The sequence below is a fragment of the Myxococcus sp. AB025B genome, assembly GCF_006518215.1.
Classification (GTDB): Bacteria; Myxococcota; Myxococcia; order Myxococcales; family Myxococcaceae; genus Myxococcus; species Myxococcus fulvus.
In genome coordinates this window covers 106007-128717 of sequence record NZ_SRLW01000001.1, presented here as the reverse complement: position 1 = coordinate 128717, position 22711 = coordinate 106007, and the positions used below count along the sequence as shown (strand labels likewise).

Genomic DNA, 22711 nt, shown 5'->3' with positions numbered 1-22711 from the left:
GCGGCGCCTGGGGGCTACCACGGTTGATCGGGCAGCGACTTCTCGCGCACCTCTTCGTCCGGCTGGCCGTAGCCCGGCATCCCGTCCTCGCGAGGCTCCTCGGGCCGGGCGGGCAGCCGCTCGGGCTGCTCCTCCCGCGTCTTGCGCTCGGGGGCGGACTCTTCGGGCTTCGGCGGCTGGGGCTTCTGGGTGGCCATGGCGGTCCTCGCGAGGGGGCGCCGCGCGCACCTTGGCGCGGCATGCGAGGAGGTTCGTCATCCTCGCGCCCTCGTGGGACTGCCAGCGCCGAGGCGACAGCGGGGCGCGTGGCCGCTCCCCTACTCCGTACCCGAGGGGCCCGAGGAAGGCGGGGGCACCACCACCGCGGGCATGATGTCGCTGGCGCCGAACAGCCCGCGCACCACCGCGGCGATGGCCAGCGGCGTCCCCACGCGCTCGTCGTAGTGCGGCGCGAGCGCCTGGGCGAAGGACTCCGCGGTGGTGAACCGGTCCTCGGGGCGCTCGGAGAAGGCGCGCCGCACGACGTCCTCGAGCGCCTCCGGCACCTCCGGACGCAGCTCGCGCAGCGGTCGGTAGGCGCGGGAGCGGATGGCCTGGAAGACCTCGTCCGGCGTGGCGCCCGTGAAGGGGCGCTCCAGGGTGAGCAGCTCGTAGAGCACCACCGTCGCCGCCCACAGGTCCGCCTCCGGGCTCACCTCGCCCAGCAGCGACTCCGGGGAGAGGTAGTACGGCTTGCCCAGCACCTCACCCTCCTGGAGCTTGCCGTCCACGAGCACGCGCGAGACGCCGAAGTCCCCCAGCTTGATCTCCCCCACGCGGGAGATGAACAGGTTCGACGGGGACACGTCGCAGTGGACGATGCCCAGCGGCTCGCCCTGCGCGCCGGTGGCGGAGTGCGCGTACGCCAGCGCCTCCAGCAGCACCTTGCCCAGGTACACCGCGAAGTCGAGCGGCAGGGGGATGCCTCGCACCTTGCAGCGGCGGAGGATCTGCCCCAGGTCCCGCCCGTCCACCAGCTCCATGACGATGAAGTAGATGCCCTCCAGCTCACCGGCATCCAACACCGTCACGATGTTCGGGTGGTGCAGCTGCTTGGACAGCTGCGCCTCGCGCGAGAACAACGTCACCGAGTCCGGGTCCGCCGTCAGCGCCGGCAAGAGCCGCTTGAGCGCGACGGTCCACCCCTCGCGCGGGCCCGACAGCACCCGCGCGCGGTACACCTCCGCCATGCCGCCCTTGCCGAGCACGGAGAGGATTTCATAGGGGCCGAAGACCCGCTGGGCTTTCGGAGGCGAAGGCGTCTGGCTCACGGGCTCGAGCTTCCGGCTCCCGCCGACTCGCGGCCCGGCGCGCGCTTGCGATTCTTCACCGTCTTCTGCACCTGCTCGATGTCCGCGGCGAGCGCCCGCACCAGCACCGCCTCCCAGGGCTTCGGACTCTCCGGCGCCCAGTTCAGCTCCAGCGCCCGGCGCAGCAGCGGCACCACGCGCCCCTTGAAGCCCTGCTGCTCCGCCGCGTACGCCTGCCACGCGTAGACATCCGGCCGCGACGGCGGCACCGGGCGGATCCGCTCCAGGTACTCCACCGCCCGGACGGCGTTGCCCGAGCCCAGGTTGCTGGCCGCCATGCCCACCAGCGCGTCGATGTCCTTGTTGTCCTCGGCCAGCGCCGCCTCGAAGCGCGCCCGGGCCATGTCCCACTTGCCGTTCGCCAGCAGGTTCTGCCCCAGCTCCACCGGCCGGGTCCCCAGGGGCTGGGGCCGCGCCGCCGCGGCCTCCTTCGCCGGCGCCAGGGACGCCTCCACCTCGTCGGGGGGCGCGGCGGGCACCTCCTCCTCGCGCTCCACCGGCTCCGCCCCCCGGACTCCGCGCAGCGTCAGCACCGAGTCCTTCAACCCGGGCGAGTGACACTTGGGCGGCAACCGGAAGTGCGCGCTGAGCACCAGCGAGTTGGGGTTGTAGACGGCCAGCGCCGTGAAGGGCCTCACCCCCACGCAGTCCGGCGGGGGGCCCTCCAGGCAGAGCTGCACCGTGGCCACCAGGACGTTGCCCTGGAACTCTCCGGACAGGACCTCCGTGCCAGGGGCGAACTTGCAGCCACCTCCGGACCCGGCGGACAAGCCCACCAGGCGCTCGCCTTCCATGTGCAGGTCCACCTGCCCGTAGGTATCCCCCTGGTAGGGGCCTGCGAGCTTCGGTCCCGCCCAGGCGAGGCCGGAGGCGACGGAAAGAGCCGTCACGAGTCCCTTGTTTAGAAGCGAGGGCGGCATGTGCGGGGTGTGGGGGACTGCCATCATAGGGGGCCTGCGCCCGCCTTGTAAACGCGCGAGGATGCCTTGACCTCGCCGCTTCCCATCCTTATCATTTCAAAAGGTGGTCGCGAGTTTTCGCTGTAATTTCGGGACCTTGGTGGCACTGTAGCTTTGTTTCAAGGGCTGTCCCCTGCGGGGCGCGTGATGCCCAGCAGAAATTCGAACCGATACGTCCATTCCGGGGTCCGTTTCGGTCGCCATGTGCAAGCCCTCCCTCCTCACGGGGGATGAGGGAAGCCTGCGGCGGCATGATTTCGGTTCCCACCTGGCTTTTGAGGGTTCAATGGACGCTGGGCACACGGCCATGCGGCGGGGGACTTTTTCTGCGGAGCGGCGGCGGTGAGCGAGACGGTGGTGGAAGAGGCGGCGGCGGCGAGGAAGCAGACGCTGCGGGATGAGTTGACGGCGCGCCGCAAGGCGATGACGCCCGATCTCATCGATACGCGGGGTCTCAAGGTCCAATCTCGATTCCTGGCGACGAAGTATTACGAGAAGGCGCGGTACGTGGCGCTCTACGCCCCCATCAAGGGCGAGGTCCCCACGCAGGACATCCTCAAGGCGGCATTGCAGGACGGGAAGATCGTCTGCTACCCGCTCTCCCATGTGCACGGGCGGATCCTCTCCTTCCGGGCCATCAAGTCCGAGCTGGAGCTGGAGCCCGGGCGACTGGGCGTGAGGGAGCCGACGAACGCGTCGGATCTCATCGCGGTGGAGCAGATCGACCTGTTCGTGGTGCCGGGACTGGGCTTCACGGAGGACGGCAAGCGGCTGGGGCGCGGAGGCGGCTACTACGACGCCACCCTGCGCGCGGCGAGTCCCCGGAGCAGGCGCGTGGGCCTGGCCTTCAAGGAGCAGCTCGTGTCGGTGCTGCCCACGACGGGTGACGACGTGGACATGGACCTCGTGGTGACCGAGTCCGAGGTCCACCGCGGCCTGCATCGCGAGCCAGAGTTCCTGGATACGTGAAGGTCCTCTTCATGGGAGACGTGGTGGGTCGTCCGGGGCTTCAAGCCGTCCGCGCCCTCCTGCCACGCCTGAAGGCCACCCATGGCATCGAAGTGACCATCGCCAACGCGGAGAACAGCGACCAGGGTGCCGGCATCTCTCCGGAGACGGCCGACACCCTGCTGTCCGCGGGCGTGGACCTGCTCACGAGCGGCAACCACTTCTGGTCCAAGAAATCCATCATCCCCTGGGTGACGGCGCGGCCGGACAAGCTGCTCCGGCCCGCCAACTATCCCAAGGACACCCCGGGCAAGGGCCATGGCCTGGTGACGCTCCCGGACGGGCGCGCGCTGGGGGTCATCAACCTGGAGGGCCGCGTCTTCATGCGTCCCCACGACAACCCCTTCGAGGTGGTGCTGGGGTTGGTGGAGGAGCTGAAGGCGCGCACGCCGTGCGTCCTCGTGGACATGCACTGCGAGGCCTCCAGCGAGAAGAACGCCATGGGGGCGCACCTGGACGGGCGGGTGTCCGTCGTGGTGGGCACGCACACGCACGTGCAGACGGCGGACGAGCGCATCCTCCCCGGCGGCACGGCCTTCATCACCGACGTGGGCATGTGTGGCCCGCTCGACTCCGTCATCGGGATGAAGAAGGAGCAGTCGCTGGCGCGGTTCCTGGGGCAGAAGCACGCGCCCTATGAAGTGGCCGAGCGGCTCGTCTACCTGCAGGGCGTGGTGGTGGACATCGACGACGCCACCGGCCGCGGCCGGAGCATCGAGCGCGTGCGCGTCCACCTGCCGGGTACCTGAACTTCCGGAAGCGGAAGGCTCGCGTGCAGGGCGGGGGTTTCGGTTATGGTCCGCCGGCCATGAATCAGGACGCACTGCGCAAGGCGACCCCCGAGGAGCAGTTCGAAGAAGTCACCCGCGGCACGGTGGACCTCCACTCGCCCGAGGACCTGAAGAAGAAGCTCCAGTATTCGTATGACTCGGGCAAGCCGCTGGTCATCAAGGCGGGGTTCGACCCGAGCCGGCCGGACCTGCACCTGGGCCACTCGCTGCTGCTCACGCGCATGCGGCGCTTCCAGGACTTCGGCCACTCGGTGGTGTTCCTCATCGGCGACTTCACGGCGCTGATTGGAGACCCCACGGGGCGCAACGCCACGCGCCCGGCGCTCACCCGCGACGAGGTGAAGGCGAACGCGGAGACGTACAAGCAGCAGGTCTTCAAGGTGCTGGACGCGGACAAGACGACGGTCCGCTTCAACTCCGAGTGGCTCGACAAGCTCGGCACCGAGGGGATGATCCGCCTGGCGTCGCGCTACTCGCTGCAGCGCATGCTGGAGCGCGACGACTTCAAGAAGCGCCACCGGGACAACGTCTCCATCGCCATCCACGAGCTGCTCTACCCGCTGCTGCAGGGCTACGACTCCGTGGCGCTGAAGTCGGACGTGGAGCTGGGCGCGACGGACCAGCTCTTCAACCTGCTGGTGGGTCGGCAGCTCATGCGCGAGGAGAGCATGGCGCCTCAGGTCATCATGACGGGCCCCATCCTGGAGGGCCTGGGTGCCCGCCTCGTCGACGGCAAGATTGTCGGCGACAAGATGTCCAAGAGCCTGGACAACTACGTGGGCGTCAGCGAGCCGGCGGACACCATGTTCGGCAAGCTGATGAGCATCACCGACGACCTGATGTGGCGCTACTACGAGCTGCTCTCGTCGAAGACGCTCAAGGAAGTCACCGAGCTGAAGGCCCAGGTGGCCAGCGGCGAGGTGCACCCCAAGGCCGCGAAGGTGGCCTTCGCCCGGGAGATGACGGCGCGCTTCCACGACGAGGAGGCGGGCCGCAAGGCGGAGGAGGACTTCGAGAAGCGCTTCGCGAAGAAGGAGCTGTCCGCGGACGCGCTGCCCCAGGTGGACGTGTCGCTGGGGGGCGCGCCGACGCTGCCGCTGACGAAGGTGCTGGCCGAGGCGAAGCTGGTGGCGTCCTCGACCGAGGGCCGGAAGATGCTGTCCCAGGGCGGCGTGCGGGTGAACGGCGAGAAGGCCACGGACCCGAAGGCGGAGCTGTCCGCCGGCGAGTACACGCTCCAGGTGGGCAAGCTGAAGGCGGCGCGCGTCAAGCTGGCGTGAATTCCCTCCGGGGGTGGTGCGTCCCTGGTGGCCGAGGAGTGGCCCGTCCCGTCCCTCGTGTCGAGGGGCGGGGTGGGATTGGGATACAGTCCCGCGCACCATGCGTCTTTCCGCCGCCCTGAGCCTCGGTCTGCTGCTGAGCGCCCTCCCCGCCCTCGCGGGCCCGGGGGCCTTCGTCTCCGAGTCCTCCGTCGACGCGGTGGAGCAGCCCGAGTCCTCCCGCGTCGTCTTCACCGTGGAGGCTGGGAAGACGTATCCGTTGCTCAAGAAGGGCGGCCCTGCCCGGGCGTGGTGCAAGCTGCGAGGCCCCTCCGCCGAGGGCTGGGTGCTGTGCGAGGGCGCCGAGGAGTCCGCGGCCCCTCCGGCACCGAGCGCGGCCACGCTGGCGGCGGCGGACCGGGCGGATGCGTCCGAGCGTGCACGCAGTCGTGAGAAGCAGCTGGCGGAGCGTGAGGAGGAGAACCGCGCGCCCGTCGTCGTCACCGCGCCGAGCGCCGAGGCTCCCCGGTATGCCGCCGAGACGAAGCCCGCCGTGTCGTGGAAGCCGGCCACGGGCTGCGCCACGACGTGCTCGCGAGAGCCGCTGTTCGCCAGGCCCCCTCCCCTGTCGGCGATGGACCGGGAGGTGCTGGATTTGTGCCCCGCGCGGCCGGACGTGAGCGTGAGCGCGGCGGACGTGCGGCGCTTCGTCGCCCGGCACTACGACGACTCGCGGCTCCAGACGGCGCTGTCCGCGGCGGGGCGCCCGGGAAACCGGCAGGCGAACATCGACTGGCTGACGAGCCTGTGGGTGAGCACGGGGCCGCGCAACGCCTTCACGCACGTGTTCTGTGGGGACGACTGGCAGCGCGGTCCCATTGGCGGGCTGCACTTCCTGCCGCGCTACGCCCAGCTCGAGGCGGAGGGACGCATCTGCTACGGCGGCCCGGTGCGCGGAGGTTCCGCGAAGACGAAGGAGCAGTACCTCATCCGCTTCCAGGGCGTGGCCCCGTGGTCCTGTGGCGAGAAGCGCGTGGGCGGGTTCACCGACTCGCAGGACGCGGTGGGCCTGTTGTCGATCGGGACGAGGGCCTTCGCGCGCTGCTGCGCTCGGGATGGGGCGAAGAAGGAAGGTGGCGTGTACGCCGCGAAGGACCTGGGCAACACGCGCTGGCAGATCTGGTGCGGTACGCGCAACGGCACCTACGGCATCGCGACGCTGCACCCCACGGACAACGCCGCCACCTGCGGCGAGTAGCCGCTTGGCAGCACCGAAGGCTTCGCCACACGGCCCACCACCGACAACGTCGCCGCCCGCGGTGAGGAGCCGCTCCGTTCGCAGACTGCCTCGAGAGGCACACGATGTGCCTCATGGCGCCACTCCGCCATCCCACGGACCACGCCGCCTCCCGCGGTGAGGAGCCGCTCAGCTCGCGGACTGCCTCGACAGGCACGCGCCTCATGAGGCCACTCCAGCATCCGCACGCCCCATGGTCACCATGGCCCTTCTCAGGGACGCGGAAGCTCACTCTTGGACGGACCAGGCGGCCACCGCCGCGAGGTCGATGACGTCCCCGACGGCACCGTCAGGGCGCGACGTACTCGCGTGGCCGATAGCCCAATCGGGTGACCTCGAGCTGCCCGTGCGCGAGCGGGTCCTGGAACACGCAGACCAGGTCGGGCCTGTCCTCGCAGGCCGAGGGCACCATCCACTTGGTGATGCGCTGGATGAGCTCGTCGGTCATCGTCCTGTCCGCGAAGCGCTCGTAGCGGACATGGATGAAGCGCGACAGCGCCAGAGGAGCCATCCAGGACGTCGTCGCCGCGGTGATGGGGAAGATGTCCACGCCGAAGCTGTCCACCTGGAGCCACGGCGTCGCGTTGTGTGGGAAGGGGCGCGTCGGGAGCACGCCGCTGTTCACGTACACATCGACGTCCTCGCGCGCGGGCCACCCTTCCAGCTTCGACGTGTCCCCTCGCCCCGACTCATCGAGTCCTGACTCGAGCGTCGTGAAGAAGCCCACGCGAAGCCGGTTCGGGTACTCCGCCGACGGGTAGTCGTAGGGGTAATCCAGCGGGTCCGTGGCGTCGATCGCCGCCTGCGCGGTGAAGACGCCGGGGGTCGCGAAGAGCACCTGCGCGATGGGGGCGTAGGCGGCCAGCTTCGCTCGGAGGACCTCCACTCCCGGCGCCTCTCCCGAGCAGTACCGGGGCCAGGCGCGCCGCAGGGAGTCGACCGTCTCGCCCAGGCTCAGGTTCACGAAGCGGACGCCATGTCGCTCGATGAGGCCCCGCAGCCCCGTGGCCGCGCGCTGAGCCCTGCCCCTCAGTCGCTCCAGGGCGCCCGGCTCACCCGTGGGCTCGCAGAACTCCGAGCGCGACAGTTCATACAGGCCCGGATGGTCCATCACGACGATGGGCTGCCGGGGATTGGCCTCCACCAACAGGGAGAACACCGTGCTGCCGTGTCCCACGCTCTGTCGCCCCTGCTCGGGATAGTGGGCCCGCAGCGGCTCCGCCAGCGCGCGCAACGCCTCGGCCGGGATGAAGTCCTCGGTGGCGAACGTGGTCAGCGCCTCGTGGAACCTGGGGGGAACCAGCCACCCCGGGTCCGCCGCGACGACGTCACCGCCCTCCAGCGCCCGGTAGTACCCGAGGAGTCGATTGCGATAGCGCAGCGCCCTCGCGGGCAACGTCGGGAAGTCGTCGACGATGAGCAATGCTTCGCCCGTGCTGTCCTTCATGGCGAAGTCGCGCGTCGGCGCGAACGGCACCGTCACGCGGGGACAGCCGCGGGTGTCCTCCCCCTGGTAGCACGTATCCGAGAGGATCTCCGTCCTCAGTGCCTCCAGTCGCGCGGCGCGCTCGGGAGACAGCCGGTACTCGGGCGCGGGCCTCTCCGCACCACCGTCGGAGCACGCCACACCGAGACACAGCAGCAGCCACCCACCCGACCGACACAGACCGCGCGACAAGGACATGACGACACTCGCTCCCAGGGGACCCGGGCCCGCCCGGCCCGGGCCCTGGAGCGAGCCTACTTCGCGGCCCCCACCGTGATCACCGCTCCCGACGAGTACGCGGTGAACTCCGGCGCGTACATGGACTGCACGGTGGCGGGCCCCACGCGGAACGTCCCCGCCATGTTGGCGCGCAGCCGGTACTTGAAGGTGTATTCACCCGCGGGCAGCCACTCGAAGAAGAAGTTCGAGCCCGAGTCCCGCGTCTCCTCGTACCAGACGATGCCCAGGTCCCACCGGTGCCGCGACTGCGCGTTCTCCGGCTCCAGGCCCGCCGCGCGCGGATCCCTCAGGTGGACGTACTCCGCCGCGTGCTGGGTGCGCAGCGACAGCTGCACCTCCACCTCGTCACCCGGGGCAATCATCGCCCCCTCCTTCAGCGGCTGGAGCACCACCTGCTTGCCCTCGCGCTCGCGACGGAAGTAGCGCCGCGACACCTGGAAGAAGTCACCCCGGTCCTCGTCCGGCAGCTTCTCCGTGGAGAAGTGCCACGTGGCCGACGCGAAGGCGAAGCCCTGGGTCGTCTTCTCCACCACCACGCTGCTCATGGTCTCCGGCTGGAGCTCCGGCCCGGGCACCACGACCTGGTTCTTCTTCCCCGTGTACGCGTCCGGGGCGAACTCCATCCGCACCACGCGCGGGCCCACCGTCACCTTCGCGTCCTCGCGGATGCCCAGCGCGCCCTCGGCCTCCAGGTACTTCACCAGCGCGTAGAGCGCCTCGGCCGTGGCCCGCGTGGACTTCCAGTGGTTGAGCTTCTTGTCGAGCAGCAGCCACTGCACCAGTCCCTCGCGTCGGGAGTCCTTCGGCCGCAGCTCCGTCAGCGTGCGCAGCGCGAAGGCGTGCGTCTCCGTGGTGTCGTTGTACCAGAGCCAGCTGCGGTCCTCGGGGGCCCAGTACGTGCCCAGCTCCTCGCTCGTCTTCGCCGAGTCCATCACGCTGTCCCAGACCTTCAGCGCGTCCGGATTGCGCCCGGCGCGCTTGAGCGTCAGGGCCAGGTAGCCCTTCAAGTACGGCGAGTGCTTCTTCCAGTACTTGAAGCTGAAGGCGAGCATCGCCTTGCGCTCGTCCTCGGTCAGCGCGTCGCCCGTGTAGCTCGCGTTCGGATAGTTGGACGCCACGTAGTTGAGGAAGGTGAGGAACTCCCAGCCCACCCCCTTCTTCATCAGCTTCTCGGAGTACTCCTCGCGGTAATGCCGGGCCACGTACTCCCAGGCCCGGCTCGTCATGTCCGCCGGGACCTCCACGCCGTACTCCATGGCGCGCGACAGGCCGTGCAGGATGTAGAGCGTCATGTACGGCGACGGCGGGCCACCCGGCCACCAGGGGAAGCCGCCGCTGGACGTCTGCGCCTTGCGCAGCTTCGCCATCGCCGAGTCCCGCTCAGCCCGAGCCACCTTCGGGTCCAGCACCTTCACCAGGCCCGCGTTGCCCTCTCGGCCGCCCTTGGCCAGCTCGAGCCAGGGCGTCTCCTCCAGGGCCATCTTCCGGTTCGGGTCCACCGCGTCCCAGGTCTCGAACTGGGTCTCCCGCTGGCTCAGCTCCTTCGCCATCTTCGCGACGGCCGGGTACTTGTCGTAGAGGCTGCCCAGGATGCCGGAGGACACGAAGCGGTTGAGCGTCTGCTCCGAGCACTCGTAGGGGTAGTCCACCAGGTAGGGCAGCGCCTGGAGCGCGGAGTAGAAGAGCTGCGTGTCCACCGTGACGACGAGCTGCTCGTTCACCCGCGTGGAATCTCCGCCCTTCTTCAAGTCGTCGAAGCGCATCGTCTTCGAGCCCGGGCCCTTGAGCGTCACGAAGCGCGACTGCGCCAGGTGCACGCGGCCGGGAAGCACGGGCAAGGGCCGCAGCTCTCCGTCGCTCAAATCCCCGGAGCGGGCCTCCACGCGGAAGGCCACCTGTCCCACGCGCGTCGGCGTGGTGAGCGGGAAGCGCAGGCTGGTCCCCCGCCCCGCCGCCACCGTGAAGGTCTGCGACGCGTTCTTCACGCCGAACTCCGACAGCAGGCTCTTGCGCGTGTCCGGGTCGACGATGTCCAGCGTGAGCGTGCCCTGCTTCTGCTGCTCGGCGGCGTTGTTCACCACCACCTCCAGCACCGCGCGGTCTCCCTCGCGCAAGAAGCGCGGCACGTACGGCCGCACCATCAGCTCCTTGATGCTGCGCGTGGTGCGCTGCGCCGAGCCCCCCTTCAAGTCCCTCGTGAGGCCGTGGACCCAGACGTTCCAGGCCGTCACCGAGTCGGGCACCGTGAACTCCAGCGACGCGGACCCGTCGTTGCCCGTGATGAGGTGCGGCACCCAGAACGCCGTCTCCGCGAAGTTGGAGCGCAGCCCGTCGGACGGCGCCTCGGCCTGGGCACCCGCCCCGGGCTTCTCCGCCTTCGCCTTCTGCTCCATGGGCGGCGCCGGCGGAGGCGGCGGAGGAGCCCCCGGGGCATCCTGTTCGCGCATCACCCTCGACTCGTTCCGGGCCATCTCCGGAGCCGCCGCGGACGGACTGGCGACACCCCCGACGCTCATGCGCGCGGACCGGTACCGACGCCCGGGTCCGCCCACGCCGTAGCCATCATCGAATCGCAGCCGGTCCGACGAAGGCTGCGTCCACGAGGAGAACTCGCCGTAACCCTGTGACACCAGCCACTGGGCATGCGACATGGACAGCGAGGTCCCCAGCTCCACCGCCGTCGCGCGGTTGGGATAGAGGCTGGAGGCGCTCGGCGGCGAGTGCGGCGCGAACAGGTCCAGCGACTGGTCGTACATATACGCGAGCAGCTCCGCGGCGCCCGCCTCCACCTTCGCGCCCTTCGGGCCCTTCACCGTCACGCGCCAGGTCTCCTTCGCGCCGGGGCGGATCTTGTCGCGGAACGTGGAGAACTCCAGCTGCAGCTCCTTGTTGTCCCATGGGACGAAGACGTGCTCGGTGAAGCGCACGAACTGCCAGTCACGCACGGCCACGAGCACCGCGGTGAAGCCGCCGCGCATCGCCTCCGTCACCGGGACCTCCACCACCGACGCGCCCTCGCCCGCCACCAGCGCCTTGCGCAGGATGCGCGTGTCGCCCTGGTACAGGTCCAGCACCAGCGGTTGCCCCTCGAAGCCGGACGTGGCCAGCAGCCGCGCCTTCTCGCCCACGCGCACCGAGGACTTCTCCACCACCAGCGCCGCGGCGAGCTCGGCCGGCGACTTCGTTCCGGCCACCAGCAGCTCGCGCGCCACGGTGAAGGTCTGCCCGAAGGCGTCCTTCGTCTCGTAGTGCAGCCGATAGGCCCCCGCCTCGAGCGCGGGCAGCGTCACCTTGGCCACGCCGTCCTGGCCGTGCTGGACACTGCCCTTGGCGCGCTCGGCGCCATCCGCCCAACGGGCCAGCACCGACTCGGGCTTGTAGTCCTGCCCCCAGCGCGGCTGGAGTGCGTCCCCCGGCGTGGGCGAAGGCGCGGCGGCGGGGTCCTGCTTCAGGTTCGGCGGCGTGGGAATCGGCTCGTCCGCCGGCAGCAGCGGCTGCGCGGGCTGCTTGAGCGCCACCAGGCGCCAGCGTCCCTCACCGGGCTGCGGCGCGCCGTCCAGCGTGGAGCGCACCAGCCGCACCTCGGACTTCGCGCCCTGGGACAGGAAGCCCGTGTCCGTCTCCACCCGGCCCTCCACCGCGACGAAGCCCAGGCGGAACGCCCGCTCCGCCGAGCGCGTCTCGCCGCCCTCGTCGGTGGCATCCGCCTCCACGCGGTAGCGCCACGTCAGCCCGGGCGTGCTCGCGGAGCGCTCGTCCGCCTCCGGCGTGAACGTGATGTCGAAGCCACCGTCCTCCTTCACCGACGACGAGCCCGCGGCGACCAGCTGCCGCTGCTGCGAGATGAAGCGCGTGTCGTACCACCACCACCAGGGCAGCACCGGCTCGCGGTACGCGCGCCAGCGCACCGTGCCGGACGCCACGGGCAGCCCGAAGTAGTAGCGCGCCTCGCCCTTGAAGGTCGCCGGCCGGTTGAGCCGCATCGGCGAGTCCGGGTCCTTCAGCGTCACCTCGAAGGTGGGCCGCTTGTACTCCTCCACGCGCACCGCCGCGCTGCCACCCGACTCGACCTGGACCTGCCACGCGCCCAGCAGCCGGCCCGTGGGAATGGTGAACTCGCCCGCTGCCGAGCCGAAGTCGTTCGTGCGGACCTCCTTCGACGCGACCTCCTGGTAGTTCGGGTCCATCAGCCGCACCTTCACCGAGGTGTGCGGCATCGTCTGGTAGCGCGACTGGCTCGTCTGTCCGCTGTACGCCACCACCTTCCACTGCAGCTTCTGCAGCGGCCGGTAGACGCTGCGGTCCGTGAAGACGAGCGACGACACGACCTGCTGCGGCTCCGAGAAGGGATAGAAGTTCACCCCGTTGAGCAACATCAGCGCGGACTTCCCCTCGCCCAGCACCACGATGTAGCTCTGGTAGTTCTGGCCCTTGGGCGCGTCGAACGACACCTCGCCCTGGGCATTGCTCTTCGCCCGGGCCACGGTGCGCGGGCCCTGGCGGTAGTCCATCTGGACCAGGCGCACGGCCACGTCCGGCGCGGCGACGCCCGTGTCGCCCTTCACGATGCGCGCGTCCACGCCCCGGCCGCGGATGTTGCGGGTGATGGCCACCCACGGCGTCACCGACAGGAACGACGCCTGGATGCGGTTGCCCTTCTCACGGAAGTCCTCCCGCGCGGACGCGACGATGACGTACGTGCCCACGTCCTTCAGCGGCGGCGTGACGAAGGTGCGGTGCTGCTGGAAGTCGGGCGTGGCGGGCAGCTGCGTGGTCCACGTGGCCACGGGCTTCGTGCTCCGGACGAGGCGCAGGAGCGCGTCCCCGTACGGCAGCAGGTTGTAGTCGTCGATCTTCTTCAGCCGCGCCTCGACATCCAGCGGGTACGCCCGGAAGTAGAGCGCCGGCACGTTGCGGTGCGTGACCTCCACCGAGCGACGGTTCGCGCCGTCCGACTGCATGGAGACGACGCGGAAGTCCGGCGCCTCCAGCGACTCCACCAGCGTCCGGCACCGCGAGGCGCCCAGGGACTTGGGGAACGCCGCCATGCCCGCCTTGCCGAGCGCGTGCGCCCGCACCGCGTGGCCCGCCGCGTTCTCCTGCTCCGCCAGGAGCCCCTGTCCCATGGACCACCAGGGCACGTCCTTGAACCCCGCCAGGTGCGCGGCCAGGTGCTCGCGGATGCGCGCGCGGTCCTGCGCGTCGGTGAGGTGCTGATGGAGGACCTCGTAGCGACGCAGCCGCGCCTCCAGCGCCGCCTCGCGCCGTCCGCCCGCGCGGTGCCAGGACTCCAGATCTCCCAGCACCGCGGCCACCTTCACCAGCGGGTGGATGTTCGGGTCCGTCAGGTCCACCACCGGCGTGCCCTCCAGCAGCGAGCGCAGGTCCAGCTTGAAGACCTCGTTGGCCTGCTCGGGCAACCAGTGCGTGCTGTCGGCGAGCAGCTCCACGCGCAGGTACGTGACGGCGTCGCGCAGCGTGGGCCGGATGCCTTCCGGGTACGTGTTCAGCTGCAGGTACTCGGACAGCGCCTTCACCGGCTCCTGGCCCAGCGCCTGCCGCTGCTTCCAGAGGTCCTCGTACGCGCGCTGCGCCTCGGTGATGAGCTGCGAGTACGTCCACGCCTTCAGGTCCACCGGCCCCGAGGACGCCACCTGCTCGCGCTGACGGACCTCCCAGCTGTAGACGCGCGCGTACGTGACGAGCGAGTTGGCGTAGTAGAGGTTCAGCGCGGCGCGAGACAGCTGCCCCTTGGGCCAGGGCTCCTCGCGCAGGAAGCGCACCGCCGTCTCGTACCCGTGCAGCGCCCTGCGCAGGCGCACCGTGCGGAGCAGCGCGCGCGTCCACTCGGCCTCGTCCTGACCTTCACGCGCCTTGATGAGCCGGGCCTCCGCGCCCTTCGCGGCGGCCTCGTACTGCTGATTCGACTCCAGCGCGTCGATGTCCTTCCACGAGGGAGGCGCCTTCGCCGCCGCGGCGCCGAGCGCGGGCGGGGCGAAGAGCAGCAGGGACACGAACAACAGCGCGACAGTGGATGCCCAGGTGCGGAGGGTGTGGTGCATGGTCGGCACTCTAGACACAGGTGGCCGCCCCACCGTTCCACAATGCGGATCAACTCGCGGGGGGCGCCTCCGACGGCGCCTTGCGGCGCAGCCCCACCAGGTAGACCTCCATGCTGGCGCCGCGCGTCGCCTCGGGGCGCACCACCTTCACCTCCTCGAAGAGGGCGCGCACCTGGTCGCGGAAGTCCTCGAAGTCGCCCCCCATGAACACCTTCGCCACGAAGGACGAGCCGGGCCGGCCCCGCTTCTGGGCCAGCTCCAGCGCCTTGCCCGCCAGCCGCAGGCTGCGCGCCTCGTCCGTGGCCTTGATGCCGCTCGTCTTGGGCGCCATGTCGGAGATGACCGCGTCGAACAGGCCGTCATGCAGCGCGGTGAGCTTCGCGTCGAAGTCGTCCGCGAGCACGTCCAGCACCGCCGTGCGCACGTGCCGCTGGGTGAAGGGACGGATGGCGACGATGTCCACGCCAATCACCTGCCCCGTGGCTCCCACCGCGTCCGCCAGGATCTGGAGGAACCCTCCAGGCGCGGCCCCCAGGTCCAGCACCACATGGCCCTTCTTCACCATGGGGAAGCGTTTGATGAGCTCGTCGACCTTGAAGGCGGACCTCGCTCGGAGGCCCTCCTGCTTGGCTTTCTGGAAATAGTGGTCTTTAGGACGGTAGGGCTTGCCCATGTCAGGGGGGCTCCCTACCATCCGCTACTGTCTTCGGGAAGCCGGGGCAGGCGTGGGTGTCGAGGCCCGCGCAATGGCGATTCCGGAGGACGAGGCGATGGGCACCCGGAGCTTGACGCTGGCGCTGTGCTTCACCCTGCTCTCCTCGGGCGGGGCGGTCTACTGCTACACCCGGGCGGATGCGCTCCAGGTGCAGGGGCAGTGGCTGATGGAGCGCGGCACCGCCCAGGCCCAGGAGTACGCCCAGCGGCTGGACGACAAGGCCGCCGCCGCCCAGCTCAAGACGTTCTCCGAGCGCCGCGGGGTGATGGAGAAGGCGCACCTGTGGGAGCGCGGGATGATGCTGGCCGTGCTGGCCGCCGCCCTGTCCCTGGTGGGTGCCTACGTGCTGTTCCTCCTCAAGCGCCTGGATGACCAGCTCCTGGATGCCCTCGGGGAGCTGCGCCCCTCCGCGCCGCCCTCGCCCGCTCCCTCGGAGCGCACGCCGGCGCTCGTGTCCAGCCTCCAACGCTAGGGCTCCCGGCCGTCACGCCACGCTGGCAGAATGTCCCCCCTGCTCTTTCGCGGAGGTGGTCATGGCCGGCTGTGCGCACTGTGGACACACGCTCGACATCATCGCCAACCAGGTCGGCCGCAGCGACACGTGTCCGAAGTGTGACGAGGACGTGCGCTCGTGCCGCAACTGCCGGCACTACGACGCGAGCTTCGCCAAGGAGTGCAAGGAGCCCTTCGCGGAGGTGCCCTCCGACAAGGACGGCGCCAACTTCTGCGAGCTGTTCCAGATTGGCGAGGGCGGCCTGCACGCGAAGGCGAGCCGCGACGCGCTCATGAGCGCCGCCGAGGCCCTGTTCCGCAAGCGATGAAACGCCCCGCGGCGGGCCCGTGATAGACGCTCGGGCATGAACCGAAAGCTCATCGGACTGCTCGCGCTGCTCGTGCTCCCCGGCTGCGTCACCGTCGCCGCCACCACCGCCGCCGTGCCCAAGGAGCGGGCCACGGAATGCGTGAAGATCTGCACCGACCTGGACATGGAGTTGGGCGCGTTGGTCATCATCCGCAACTCCGCGGGGTGCGTGTGCTCCCCCAAGGGCAAGCCGGCGACCCCCGAGGACATGGGCGCGGCGGCGGCGGGAGCGGTGCTCGACGACGAGCAGCAGAGCGGCACCTACGCCTCGCAGCAGGGCGGCATCCGCTGAAGGAGCACGCCCGGGCGGACCGGCCCTCCAAGTCCGCCCGAGCCGTGCCCACGGCCTCCTAGAAGCCGTAGAGCTTGGAGATGATCTCCTTCATCACCTCGGAGGTGCCGCCGCCGATGGTGATGAGGCGCACGTCGCGCCACATGCGGGCGACGGGCGTCTCCTCCACGTAGCCCATGCCGCCGTAGAACTGCTGGGCGTCGTAGGCCACGCGCTGGGCCAGGTCGCCCGCGAACAGCTTCGCCATGGAGATCTCCTTCACCGGGTTCTCCTTCCGGTCGAAGAGGTCCACCGCGTGGTACGTCAGCCGCCTGGCCGCCTCGATGGCCGTCAGGTGCTCCACGAACTTGTGGCGCCACACCTGGAACTTCATCAGCGGCCGGCCGAACGCCTCGCGCTCGTTGCCGTACTGGATGGCGTCCTCCATCATCCGCTCCATGCCGGCCACCGCGGTGATGGCGCCCACCAGGCGCTCGCCCTGGAAGTTCGTCATGATGTGGTAGAAGCCCTCGTTCTCCTCCCCCAGCACGTAGCGCGCGGGGATGCGGCAGTCCTCGAAGTACAGGACGGCCGTGTCCGAGGACAGGTTGCCCACCTTGTCGAGCTTCTTGGAGACGCCGAAGCCCTTCACGTCCGTGGGGAACGTCACCAGGGAGATGCCGCCGTAGCCGGCCTCACCCGTGCGCACCGCCAGCGTGATGAAGTCCGCGCGCGTGCCGTTGGTGATCCACATCTTCGAGCCGTTGATGACGTAGTCGTCGCCGTCCCTGCGCGCCGTCGTCTTGAGGCTCGCCACGTCCGAGCCGCAGCCCGGCTCGCTCACGCCCAGCGCGGCGATCTTCTCGCCCTTGAGCGCCGGCTCCAGGAACTCCTTCTTCTGCTCGTCGGTGCCGATCTCGTTGATGATGGGCGTGGCCATCTGGCTCTGCACCAGGAGCGCCATGTTCACGCCCGCGTTCTTGCTGTAGCTGAGCTCCTCGCAGAACGCCGTGACGTACCAGTAGTCCAGTCCACTGCCGCCGAAGCGTGGATCATGGTTGATGCCGAGGAAGCCCAGCTCCGCGCACTTCTTGAACAGCTCGCGCGGGAAGATGCCGGCCCGGTCCCACTCCAGCCCGTACGGCGCCATCTCCTTGTCGACGAAGGCTCGCACCGTCCTGCGAAACGCCTCGTGCTCCTCGGTGAACGGGTTCGGCATGCACGCTCCTCCCTGGAGAAATCCGGGGGGTACCTCGGGGGATTGATTCGCGAATCAATACGCAGCCCCGTCCGGTGGGCAACACCCGTGACGCAACCGGCAAGGTGACGCAGTGAGCCAACCCGCTCGCCCTCCGGGGCAGGTCCCGCAGAAAGTCCTGCTTGCCCGGTAAGCGGGCGTTAGGTAGGCGCGGCAGGAGATAGTCCGCATCACGGAGTATCCCCTTGACAGACAGTTCAGTCTCTGTAGTTTCTGGGGCGCAGACTTTCCATGGCATCAAGCCGGAGCAGCGACCTGGAGGAGTCCAGGCCACGCGAGCCGGCAGGAGCAGGACGATCGTGATTCGACGCATGTGGATGGCCGCGGTGCTGGCGGCGGTGATTTCGACGGGCTGCGGCAAGGGTGGAGCCCAGCCGACCCTGCCCCAGCAGACGGGCCCGGCGGCGATGGGCGTGAAGGCGATTGCGCCCGCCACGGAGCTGGAGGCCAGCGTGACGCGCGTCACCGGGCAGGTCCGCTCCAAGCAGGAGGCGACGCTCAGCCCGCAGGCCAGCGGCACCATCGCGAAGATGCTGGTGAAGGTGGGCGACAAGGTGAAGAAGGGCCAGGCGCTGGCGGTGCTGGACACGTCCAACATCCTCATCGGCGTGGAGCAGGCGCGCGCGGTGAAGGCGGCGGCGGAGGCCGGGCTGCAGCTGGCGACGAACAACCTGGAGCGCACCCGCAAGGTGGCCGAGGGTGGCGGCATCGCGGCGGCCGGCCTGGACCAGGCGGAGATCGGCCAGAAGCAGGCGGCGGCCCAGGCGGCCCAGGCCGCGGCGGCGCTGCGCATGGCGGAGGAGAACCTGCGCGACATGACCATCGTCGCCCCGTTCGACGGCGTCATCACCGCGCGGCTCAAGAACCTGGGTGACTCGGTGGCCATGACGCCCCCCACCGCGGTGTTCACCCTGGTGGACACCACGGGCCTGGAGGTCCGCGCCCTGGTCCCCGAGTCCGTCGTGGACAAGGTCAAGCCCGGCGTGAAGACGCACGGCACGGTGAGCCCCAGCGGCATGCGCTTCGAGGTGCAGGTGGCCACGGTGGGCGCGGTGGTGGACGCCACCAACCGCACCGTGGAGGTGCTGGCGGACGTGGTGGGTGAGACGACCAACCCCCTGCGCCCCGGCGCGCTGGTGGACCTGGACTTCTCCAACGTCGCGGACCAGGCGGACGACAAGGGCCTGTTCCTGCCGACGCAGGCCGTCTCCGCGCGAGGCCAGGACGGCTTCGTGTGGGTGGTGCAGGACGGCACCGTGCGCAAGCGCGACGTGCGCGTGGAGCGCGTGCTCCCCGGCTACGTGCGCGTCCTCCAGGGACTCAGCGCGGACGAGCGCGTGCTCGCAGACTCCTCCCTGGACGTGAAGGAGGGCACGGCCGTCCGCGTGGTGCAGTGACGCCCTGCCCTTCCCCTTCGAGACTTATAGGGAGCTGCTGAATGAGCCCACTCAAGACCTTCATTTCACGACCCATCTTCACCGCCATGTTGATGATGGCGGTGGTCGTGTTCGGCATCAACGCGTACCCGCGCATCGGCGTGGACCAGTTCCCGGACGTCGACTTCCCCGTCGTCACGGTGACGACGGTGCTGCCCGGCGCGGACCCGGAGACCATCGAGAAGAACGTCAGTGATCCGCTGGAAGAGGCGCTCAACACGCTCAACGGCGTGGAGCAGCTTCGCTCCATCAACATGGAGAGCGTGTCGCAGATCGTCGTGCGCTTCACGCTGGACACGGCGGTCGACGTGGCGGCGCAGGACGTGCGTGATCGCGTCCAGGCGACGCTGAGCAAGCTGCCGAACGAAATCGAGACGCCCGTCGTCGAGAAGTTCGACATCGGCGCGGCGCCCATCGTCACCCTGTCGCTGTCCGGCGCGCTGCCCATCCAGGAGCTGACGCGGACGGCCGAGGACATCGTCAAGCCGGCGCTGCAGCGTCAGCCGGGCGTGGGCAGCATCGACGTGACGGGTGGCCGGGAGCGTGAAATCCAGCTCGTGGTGGACCCGGACCGCCTGCGCGGCTTCGGCATGGCCATCAGCGACGTGAGCCAGGCGGTCAAGGCGCAGAGCCTGGACATGCCGGGTGGTCGCACCATGGACTCGGGCCGCGAGCGCGTGCTGCGCCTGACGTCCGAGGCCAAGAGCGTGGACGACATCCGCAACATCATCCTCACCAACACCAACGGCGCGCCGGTGCGCGTGCGTGACGTGGCGGACGTGGTGGACGGCCCGGAGGAGGCGCGCGGCGCGGCGAAGAACGGCGACCGGAGCGCGGTGGCGCTCATCGTGCGCAAGCAGTCCGGCTCCAACACGGTGCAGGTGGCCGAGCTCATCAAGGAGTCGCTGGCGGACATCAACAAGCAGCTGCCCGAGGGCATCCTCATCGAGACGGTGTCGGACAACTCGCGGTTCATCCGCTCGTCCATCGCGTCGGTGCAGTTCGACCTGGTGCTCGGCGGCGTGCTCGCCGTGCTCATCGTGCTGGTGTTCCTGCGCAACCTGAACTCGACCATCGTCGCCGCGATTGCCCTGCCGGTGTCCATCGTCGGCACGTTCGCCGTGATGGCCGCGCTGGGCTTCACGTTCAACATGATCACCATGCTGGCGCTGACGCTCTCCATCGGTCTGCTCATCGACGACGCCATCGTGGTCATCGAGAACATCGTGCGACACATGGAGGAGGGTAAGTCCCCCATGCAGGCGGCCATGGACGGCGCCGGGCAGATCGCCGTCGCGGTGCTCGCGGTGACGCTGGCCATCGTGGCGGTGTTCATCCCCGTGGCCTTCATGGACGGCATGATGGGCAAGTTCTTCTACCAGTTCGGCGTCACGGTGGCGGTGGCCACGCTCATCTCCTACGCCGTGTCCATGACGCTCACGCCGATGATGTCGTCGCGCCTGCTTCGTCACCACGGCCAGCCGACGGGCATCTCCGCGAAGGTGGAGAAGGTGCTGGTGGGCATGGAGACCGGCTACCGCAACCTGCTGGCCGGCATCCTGCGTCGCCGGGCGCTGACGCTGGTCATCGCGGTGGGCGTGCTGTTCGCCACCTTCGCGATGGCGCGCTTCCTGAAGTTCACGTTCATCCCCGAGCAGGACAACGGCAACATCAAGATGACGGTGGAGCTGCCCATCGGCTCGACGCTGCAGGAGACGCAGGCGGAGCTGGACCGGCTCGACGCCGTCATCCGGCCGTTGCCGGGCATCGCCTCCACCTTCGCCACCGCTGGCGGCGGCGTGCAGGAGGAGGTGCACAAGGGTGAGCTGCTCATCAACCTGGTCAACGTGAAGCTGCGCGGCTACACGCAGGGCGAGCTCAAGACGTACCTGCGCCAGAACATCAAGGCGCCTCCTGGCGTCCACCTCGCGGTGCAGGACATCTCGCCGGTGGCCGGTGGCGGCTCGCGCACTCAGGCGGTGCAGTTCAACCTGCGCGGCGACAACTGGCAGCAGCTCATCGAGACCGCCGACAAGGTGAAGGCGGCCATGGCCAAGAACCCGGGCCTGGTGGACGTCGACTCCACGTACCGCTCGGGCAAGCCGCAGTACGACGTGGAGGTGGACCGCGAGCGCGCCGCCGCCCTCGGCGTGCCGGCCGCGTCCCTGGGCACCACGCTGCGCGCCTTCCTCGGCCGCGACAAGTTCATGGACTACCGTGAGGGGGGCGAGACGTACGAGGTGAAGCTGAGCCTGCCGCCCTCCACGCTGGCGTCCGCGGACTCGCTGGGCAAGCTCACGGTGCGCTCGCCGAGCGGCCAGCTGGTGGAGCTGCGCAACCTGGCGAAGATCACCCCGGCCGACGGTCCGGTGCAGATCGACCGCGAGGCGCAGAAGCGGCAGATCACCCTGCTGGCCAACCTGGCCAGCGGCTACCAGCTCTCCGAGGCCATCGCGTTCATGAACACGACGGCGCAGGAGCTGGCGCCCGCGGGCGTCATCTACGACTTCGAGGGTAACGCGAAGGAGCTCGGCAAGGCGGTGACGGCGTTCGTCTCCGCGCTGCTGCTCGGCATCATCCTCGTGTACATGATTCTCGCGGCCCAGTTCGAGAGCCTGGTCCACCCGTTCACCATCATGCTGTCGCTGCCCTTCGCCTTCATCGGCGCCATCGGCGCGCTGCTCATCACCGGGCAGGCCATGTCCATGTTCGCCCTCATCGGCGTCATCATGCTCATGGGTCTGGTGGTGAAGAACGGCATCCTCCTGGTGGACTTCACGCTGCAGCTTCGTGAGGAGGGCAAGTCGGCCACGGAGGCGCTGCTCGGCGCCGCCCCGGTGCGTCTGCGTCCCATCCTCATGACCACCATCGCGATGATCGCCGGCATGGTGCCGGTGGCCATCGCCCGCGGCGACGGCGCCGAGACGCGCGCGCCCATGGCCATCACCATCATCGGCGGTCTCATCACCTCCACGGTGCTGACGCTGGCCGTGGTGCCGGTGGTGTACTCGCTGCTGGATCAGCTCACGGAGAAGTTCAAGCGCAAGAAGGGCCCGGGCTCCGCTCCGGACCACGGCACGCCGCACGCCGTGGACCCGCACAGCGGCAAGCCCGCGGTGGCCGCCGCCGCGCGAGTGGAGACGGCCTGATGCGAGTGCCGGCCAACAGACCGGCCCTCCGCGTGCAGCCGACGGGCGCGGGCGAGGAGGAGCTGGAGTCCACCGAGGATTCGGGCGCGGCCTACGAGGCGCCCCCCGAGGAGGACACCTCCACTCCCGCGTCGCGGCGGCTGCACGACCTCATCATCCAGCTCGGGCGCTACCGCTCGTTGAGGGATCCGCTGCACGGAATCTGCGAGAGCAACCAGCTCACCCCCACGCAGATCCATGTGCTGATGTGGCTGGGCAACGACGGCCCCACGCACGTGGGCGTCCTGGCCCAGCGGGTCGGAATCACGAAGAAGACCATCACCGGCGTGGTGGACCGGCTGGAGGACATGAAGATGGTGGAGCGCACGAGGGACGCCGAGGACCGGCGCGCCGTCGTCGCGCAGCTCACCCCGGAGGGCGTCAAGCTCTTCACCCTCATCAGCCGCAGCGTGGACCAGGGGCTGCGGCGGATGCTGGACCTGCTTCCCCCCGATGACCAGGAGGCCCTCTTCGGCCTCCTGGAGCGGGTGCTGAAGCGGCTCGGGACCACGCCCGAGCAGGCCATCTAG

The 22711-nt window shown here is 69.6% G+C and carries 17 protein-coding genes and 1 other RNA gene; 11 read left to right on the top strand and 7 right to left on the bottom strand.

The genetic code is table 11. From position 1 onward, the window contains the following. Nucleotides 1-14 precede the first annotated feature (14 nt). The 3 genes from FL311_RS00500 to FL311_RS00490 all read right to left on the bottom strand — a co-directional run bounded on the left by FL311_RS00500 (nucleotide 15) and on the right by FL311_RS00490 (nucleotide 2239). Entirely contained in the window at nucleotides 15-197 is a 183-nt protein-coding gene (locus tag FL311_RS00500) for a hypothetical protein (RefSeq protein ID WP_141322814.1), read from the bottom strand. 120 nt (nucleotides 198-317) lie between these two features. After that, nucleotides 318-1310: a serine/threonine-protein kinase gene (locus FL311_RS00495; protein ID WP_141322813.1), complete on the bottom strand. Its 993-nt coding sequence runs from the start codon at nucleotides 1308-1310 to the stop codon at nucleotides 318-320. Beyond that, on the bottom strand, nucleotides 1307-2239 hold the full coding sequence (locus FL311_RS00490; protein ID WP_141322812.1) for a lipopolysaccharide assembly protein LapB: 933 nt from the start codon (nucleotides 2237-2239) through the stop codon (nucleotides 1307-1309). The genes FL311_RS00495 and FL311_RS00490 overlap by 4 nt, the downstream gene beginning before the upstream one ends. Before the next feature lie 196 nt (nucleotides 2240-2435). Here FL311_RS00490 and ssrS point away from each other — a divergent pair. The 5 genes from ssrS to FL311_RS00465 all read left to right on the top strand — a co-directional run bounded on the left by ssrS (nucleotide 2436) and on the right by FL311_RS00465 (nucleotide 6624). After that, a non-coding RNA gene (ssrS, locus tag FL311_RS00485) (6S RNA) lies at nucleotides 2436-2631 on the top strand. Nucleotides 2632-2650: 19 nt separating this feature from the next. Next, complete coding sequence (locus tag FL311_RS00480) at nucleotides 2651-3277, top strand: 5-formyltetrahydrofolate cyclo-ligase (RefSeq protein WP_141322811.1); 627 nt, start codon at nucleotides 2651-2653, stop codon at nucleotides 3275-3277. Beyond that, the gene (locus FL311_RS00475; protein WP_141322810.1) at nucleotides 3274-4065 is read left to right on the top strand and encodes a TIGR00282 family metallophosphoesterase; all 792 of its coding nucleotides are present in this window, start codon (nucleotides 3274-3276) and stop codon (nucleotides 4063-4065) included. Before FL311_RS00480 ends, FL311_RS00475 begins: the two co-directional genes overlap by 4 nt. Before the next feature lie 59 nt (nucleotides 4066-4124). Continuing rightward, nucleotides 4125-5387, top strand: coding sequence for a tyrosine--tRNA ligase (gene tyrS / locus FL311_RS00470; RefSeq protein ID WP_141322809.1), 1263 nt, complete (start codon nucleotides 4125-4127; stop codon nucleotides 5385-5387). A 100-nt stretch (nucleotides 5388-5487) separates the two neighbouring features. Beyond that, nucleotides 5488-6624 (top strand): hypothetical protein, encoded by a 1137-nt coding sequence (locus tag FL311_RS00465; RefSeq protein WP_141322808.1) that lies wholly within the window; start codon nucleotides 5488-5490, stop codon nucleotides 6622-6624. Between the two features lie 328 nt (nucleotides 6625-6952). On the opposite strand, the gene FL311_RS00460 is transcribed toward FL311_RS00465, so the two are convergent. From FL311_RS00460 to FL311_RS00450, 3 genes are read right to left on the bottom strand one after another with little or no spacing between them, the layout of a single operon-like run. Beyond that, entirely contained in the window at nucleotides 6953-8347 is a 1395-nt protein-coding gene (locus FL311_RS00460) for a hypothetical protein (RefSeq protein WP_141322807.1), read from the bottom strand. Nucleotides 8348-8403: 56 nt separating this feature from the next. Beyond that, entirely contained in the window at nucleotides 8404-14451 is a 6048-nt protein-coding gene (locus FL311_RS00455; RefSeq protein ID WP_141322806.1) for an alpha-2-macroglobulin, read from the bottom strand. A gap of 49 nt (nucleotides 14452-14500) precedes the next feature. Continuing rightward, nucleotides 14501-15145, bottom strand: coding sequence for an RlmE family RNA methyltransferase (locus FL311_RS00450; protein ID WP_141322805.1), 645 nt, complete (start codon nucleotides 15143-15145; stop codon nucleotides 14501-14503). Nucleotides 15146-15221: 76 nt separating this feature from the next. Here FL311_RS00450 and FL311_RS00445 point away from each other — a divergent pair, with 76 nt between their 5' ends. The 3 genes from FL311_RS00445 to FL311_RS00435 all read left to right on the top strand — a co-directional run bounded on the left by FL311_RS00445 (nucleotide 15222) and on the right by FL311_RS00435 (nucleotide 16320). Next, nucleotides 15222-15638, top strand: coding sequence for a hypothetical protein (locus tag FL311_RS00445; protein WP_141322833.1), 417 nt, complete (start codon nucleotides 15222-15224; stop codon nucleotides 15636-15638). Between the two features lie 61 nt (nucleotides 15639-15699). Beyond that, complete coding sequence (locus FL311_RS00440) at nucleotides 15700-15987, top strand: hypothetical protein (protein ID WP_046713217.1); 288 nt, start codon at nucleotides 15700-15702, stop codon at nucleotides 15985-15987. 36 nt (nucleotides 15988-16023) lie between these two features. Then, complete coding sequence (locus FL311_RS00435; protein WP_141322804.1) at nucleotides 16024-16320, top strand: hypothetical protein; 297 nt, start codon at nucleotides 16024-16026, stop codon at nucleotides 16318-16320. Between the two features lie 58 nt (nucleotides 16321-16378). Here FL311_RS00435 and FL311_RS00430 read toward each other — a convergent pair whose 3' ends face one another. Beyond that, nucleotides 16379-17518, bottom strand: coding sequence for an acyl-CoA dehydrogenase family protein (locus FL311_RS00430; protein ID WP_141322803.1), 1140 nt, complete (start codon nucleotides 17516-17518; stop codon nucleotides 16379-16381). 338 nt (nucleotides 17519-17856) lie between these two features. On the opposite strand from FL311_RS00430, the gene FL311_RS00425 reads away from it, so the two are divergent. The 3 genes from FL311_RS00425 to FL311_RS00415 are packed head-to-tail and all read left to right on the top strand — an operon-like array spanning nucleotide 17857 to nucleotide 22711. Beyond that, on the top strand, nucleotides 17857-18954 hold the full coding sequence (locus tag FL311_RS00425; protein WP_228556590.1) for an efflux RND transporter periplasmic adaptor subunit: 1098 nt from the start codon (nucleotides 17857-17859) through the stop codon (nucleotides 18952-18954). Between the two features lie 41 nt (nucleotides 18955-18995). Continuing rightward, on the top strand, nucleotides 18996-22142 hold the full coding sequence (locus FL311_RS00420; RefSeq protein ID WP_141322802.1) for an efflux RND transporter permease subunit: 3147 nt from the start codon (nucleotides 18996-18998) through the stop codon (nucleotides 22140-22142). Continuing rightward, complete coding sequence (locus tag FL311_RS00415; RefSeq protein ID WP_141322801.1) at nucleotides 22142-22711, top strand: MarR family winged helix-turn-helix transcriptional regulator; 570 nt, start codon at nucleotides 22142-22144, stop codon at nucleotides 22709-22711. Before FL311_RS00420 ends, FL311_RS00415 begins: the two co-directional genes overlap by 1 nt.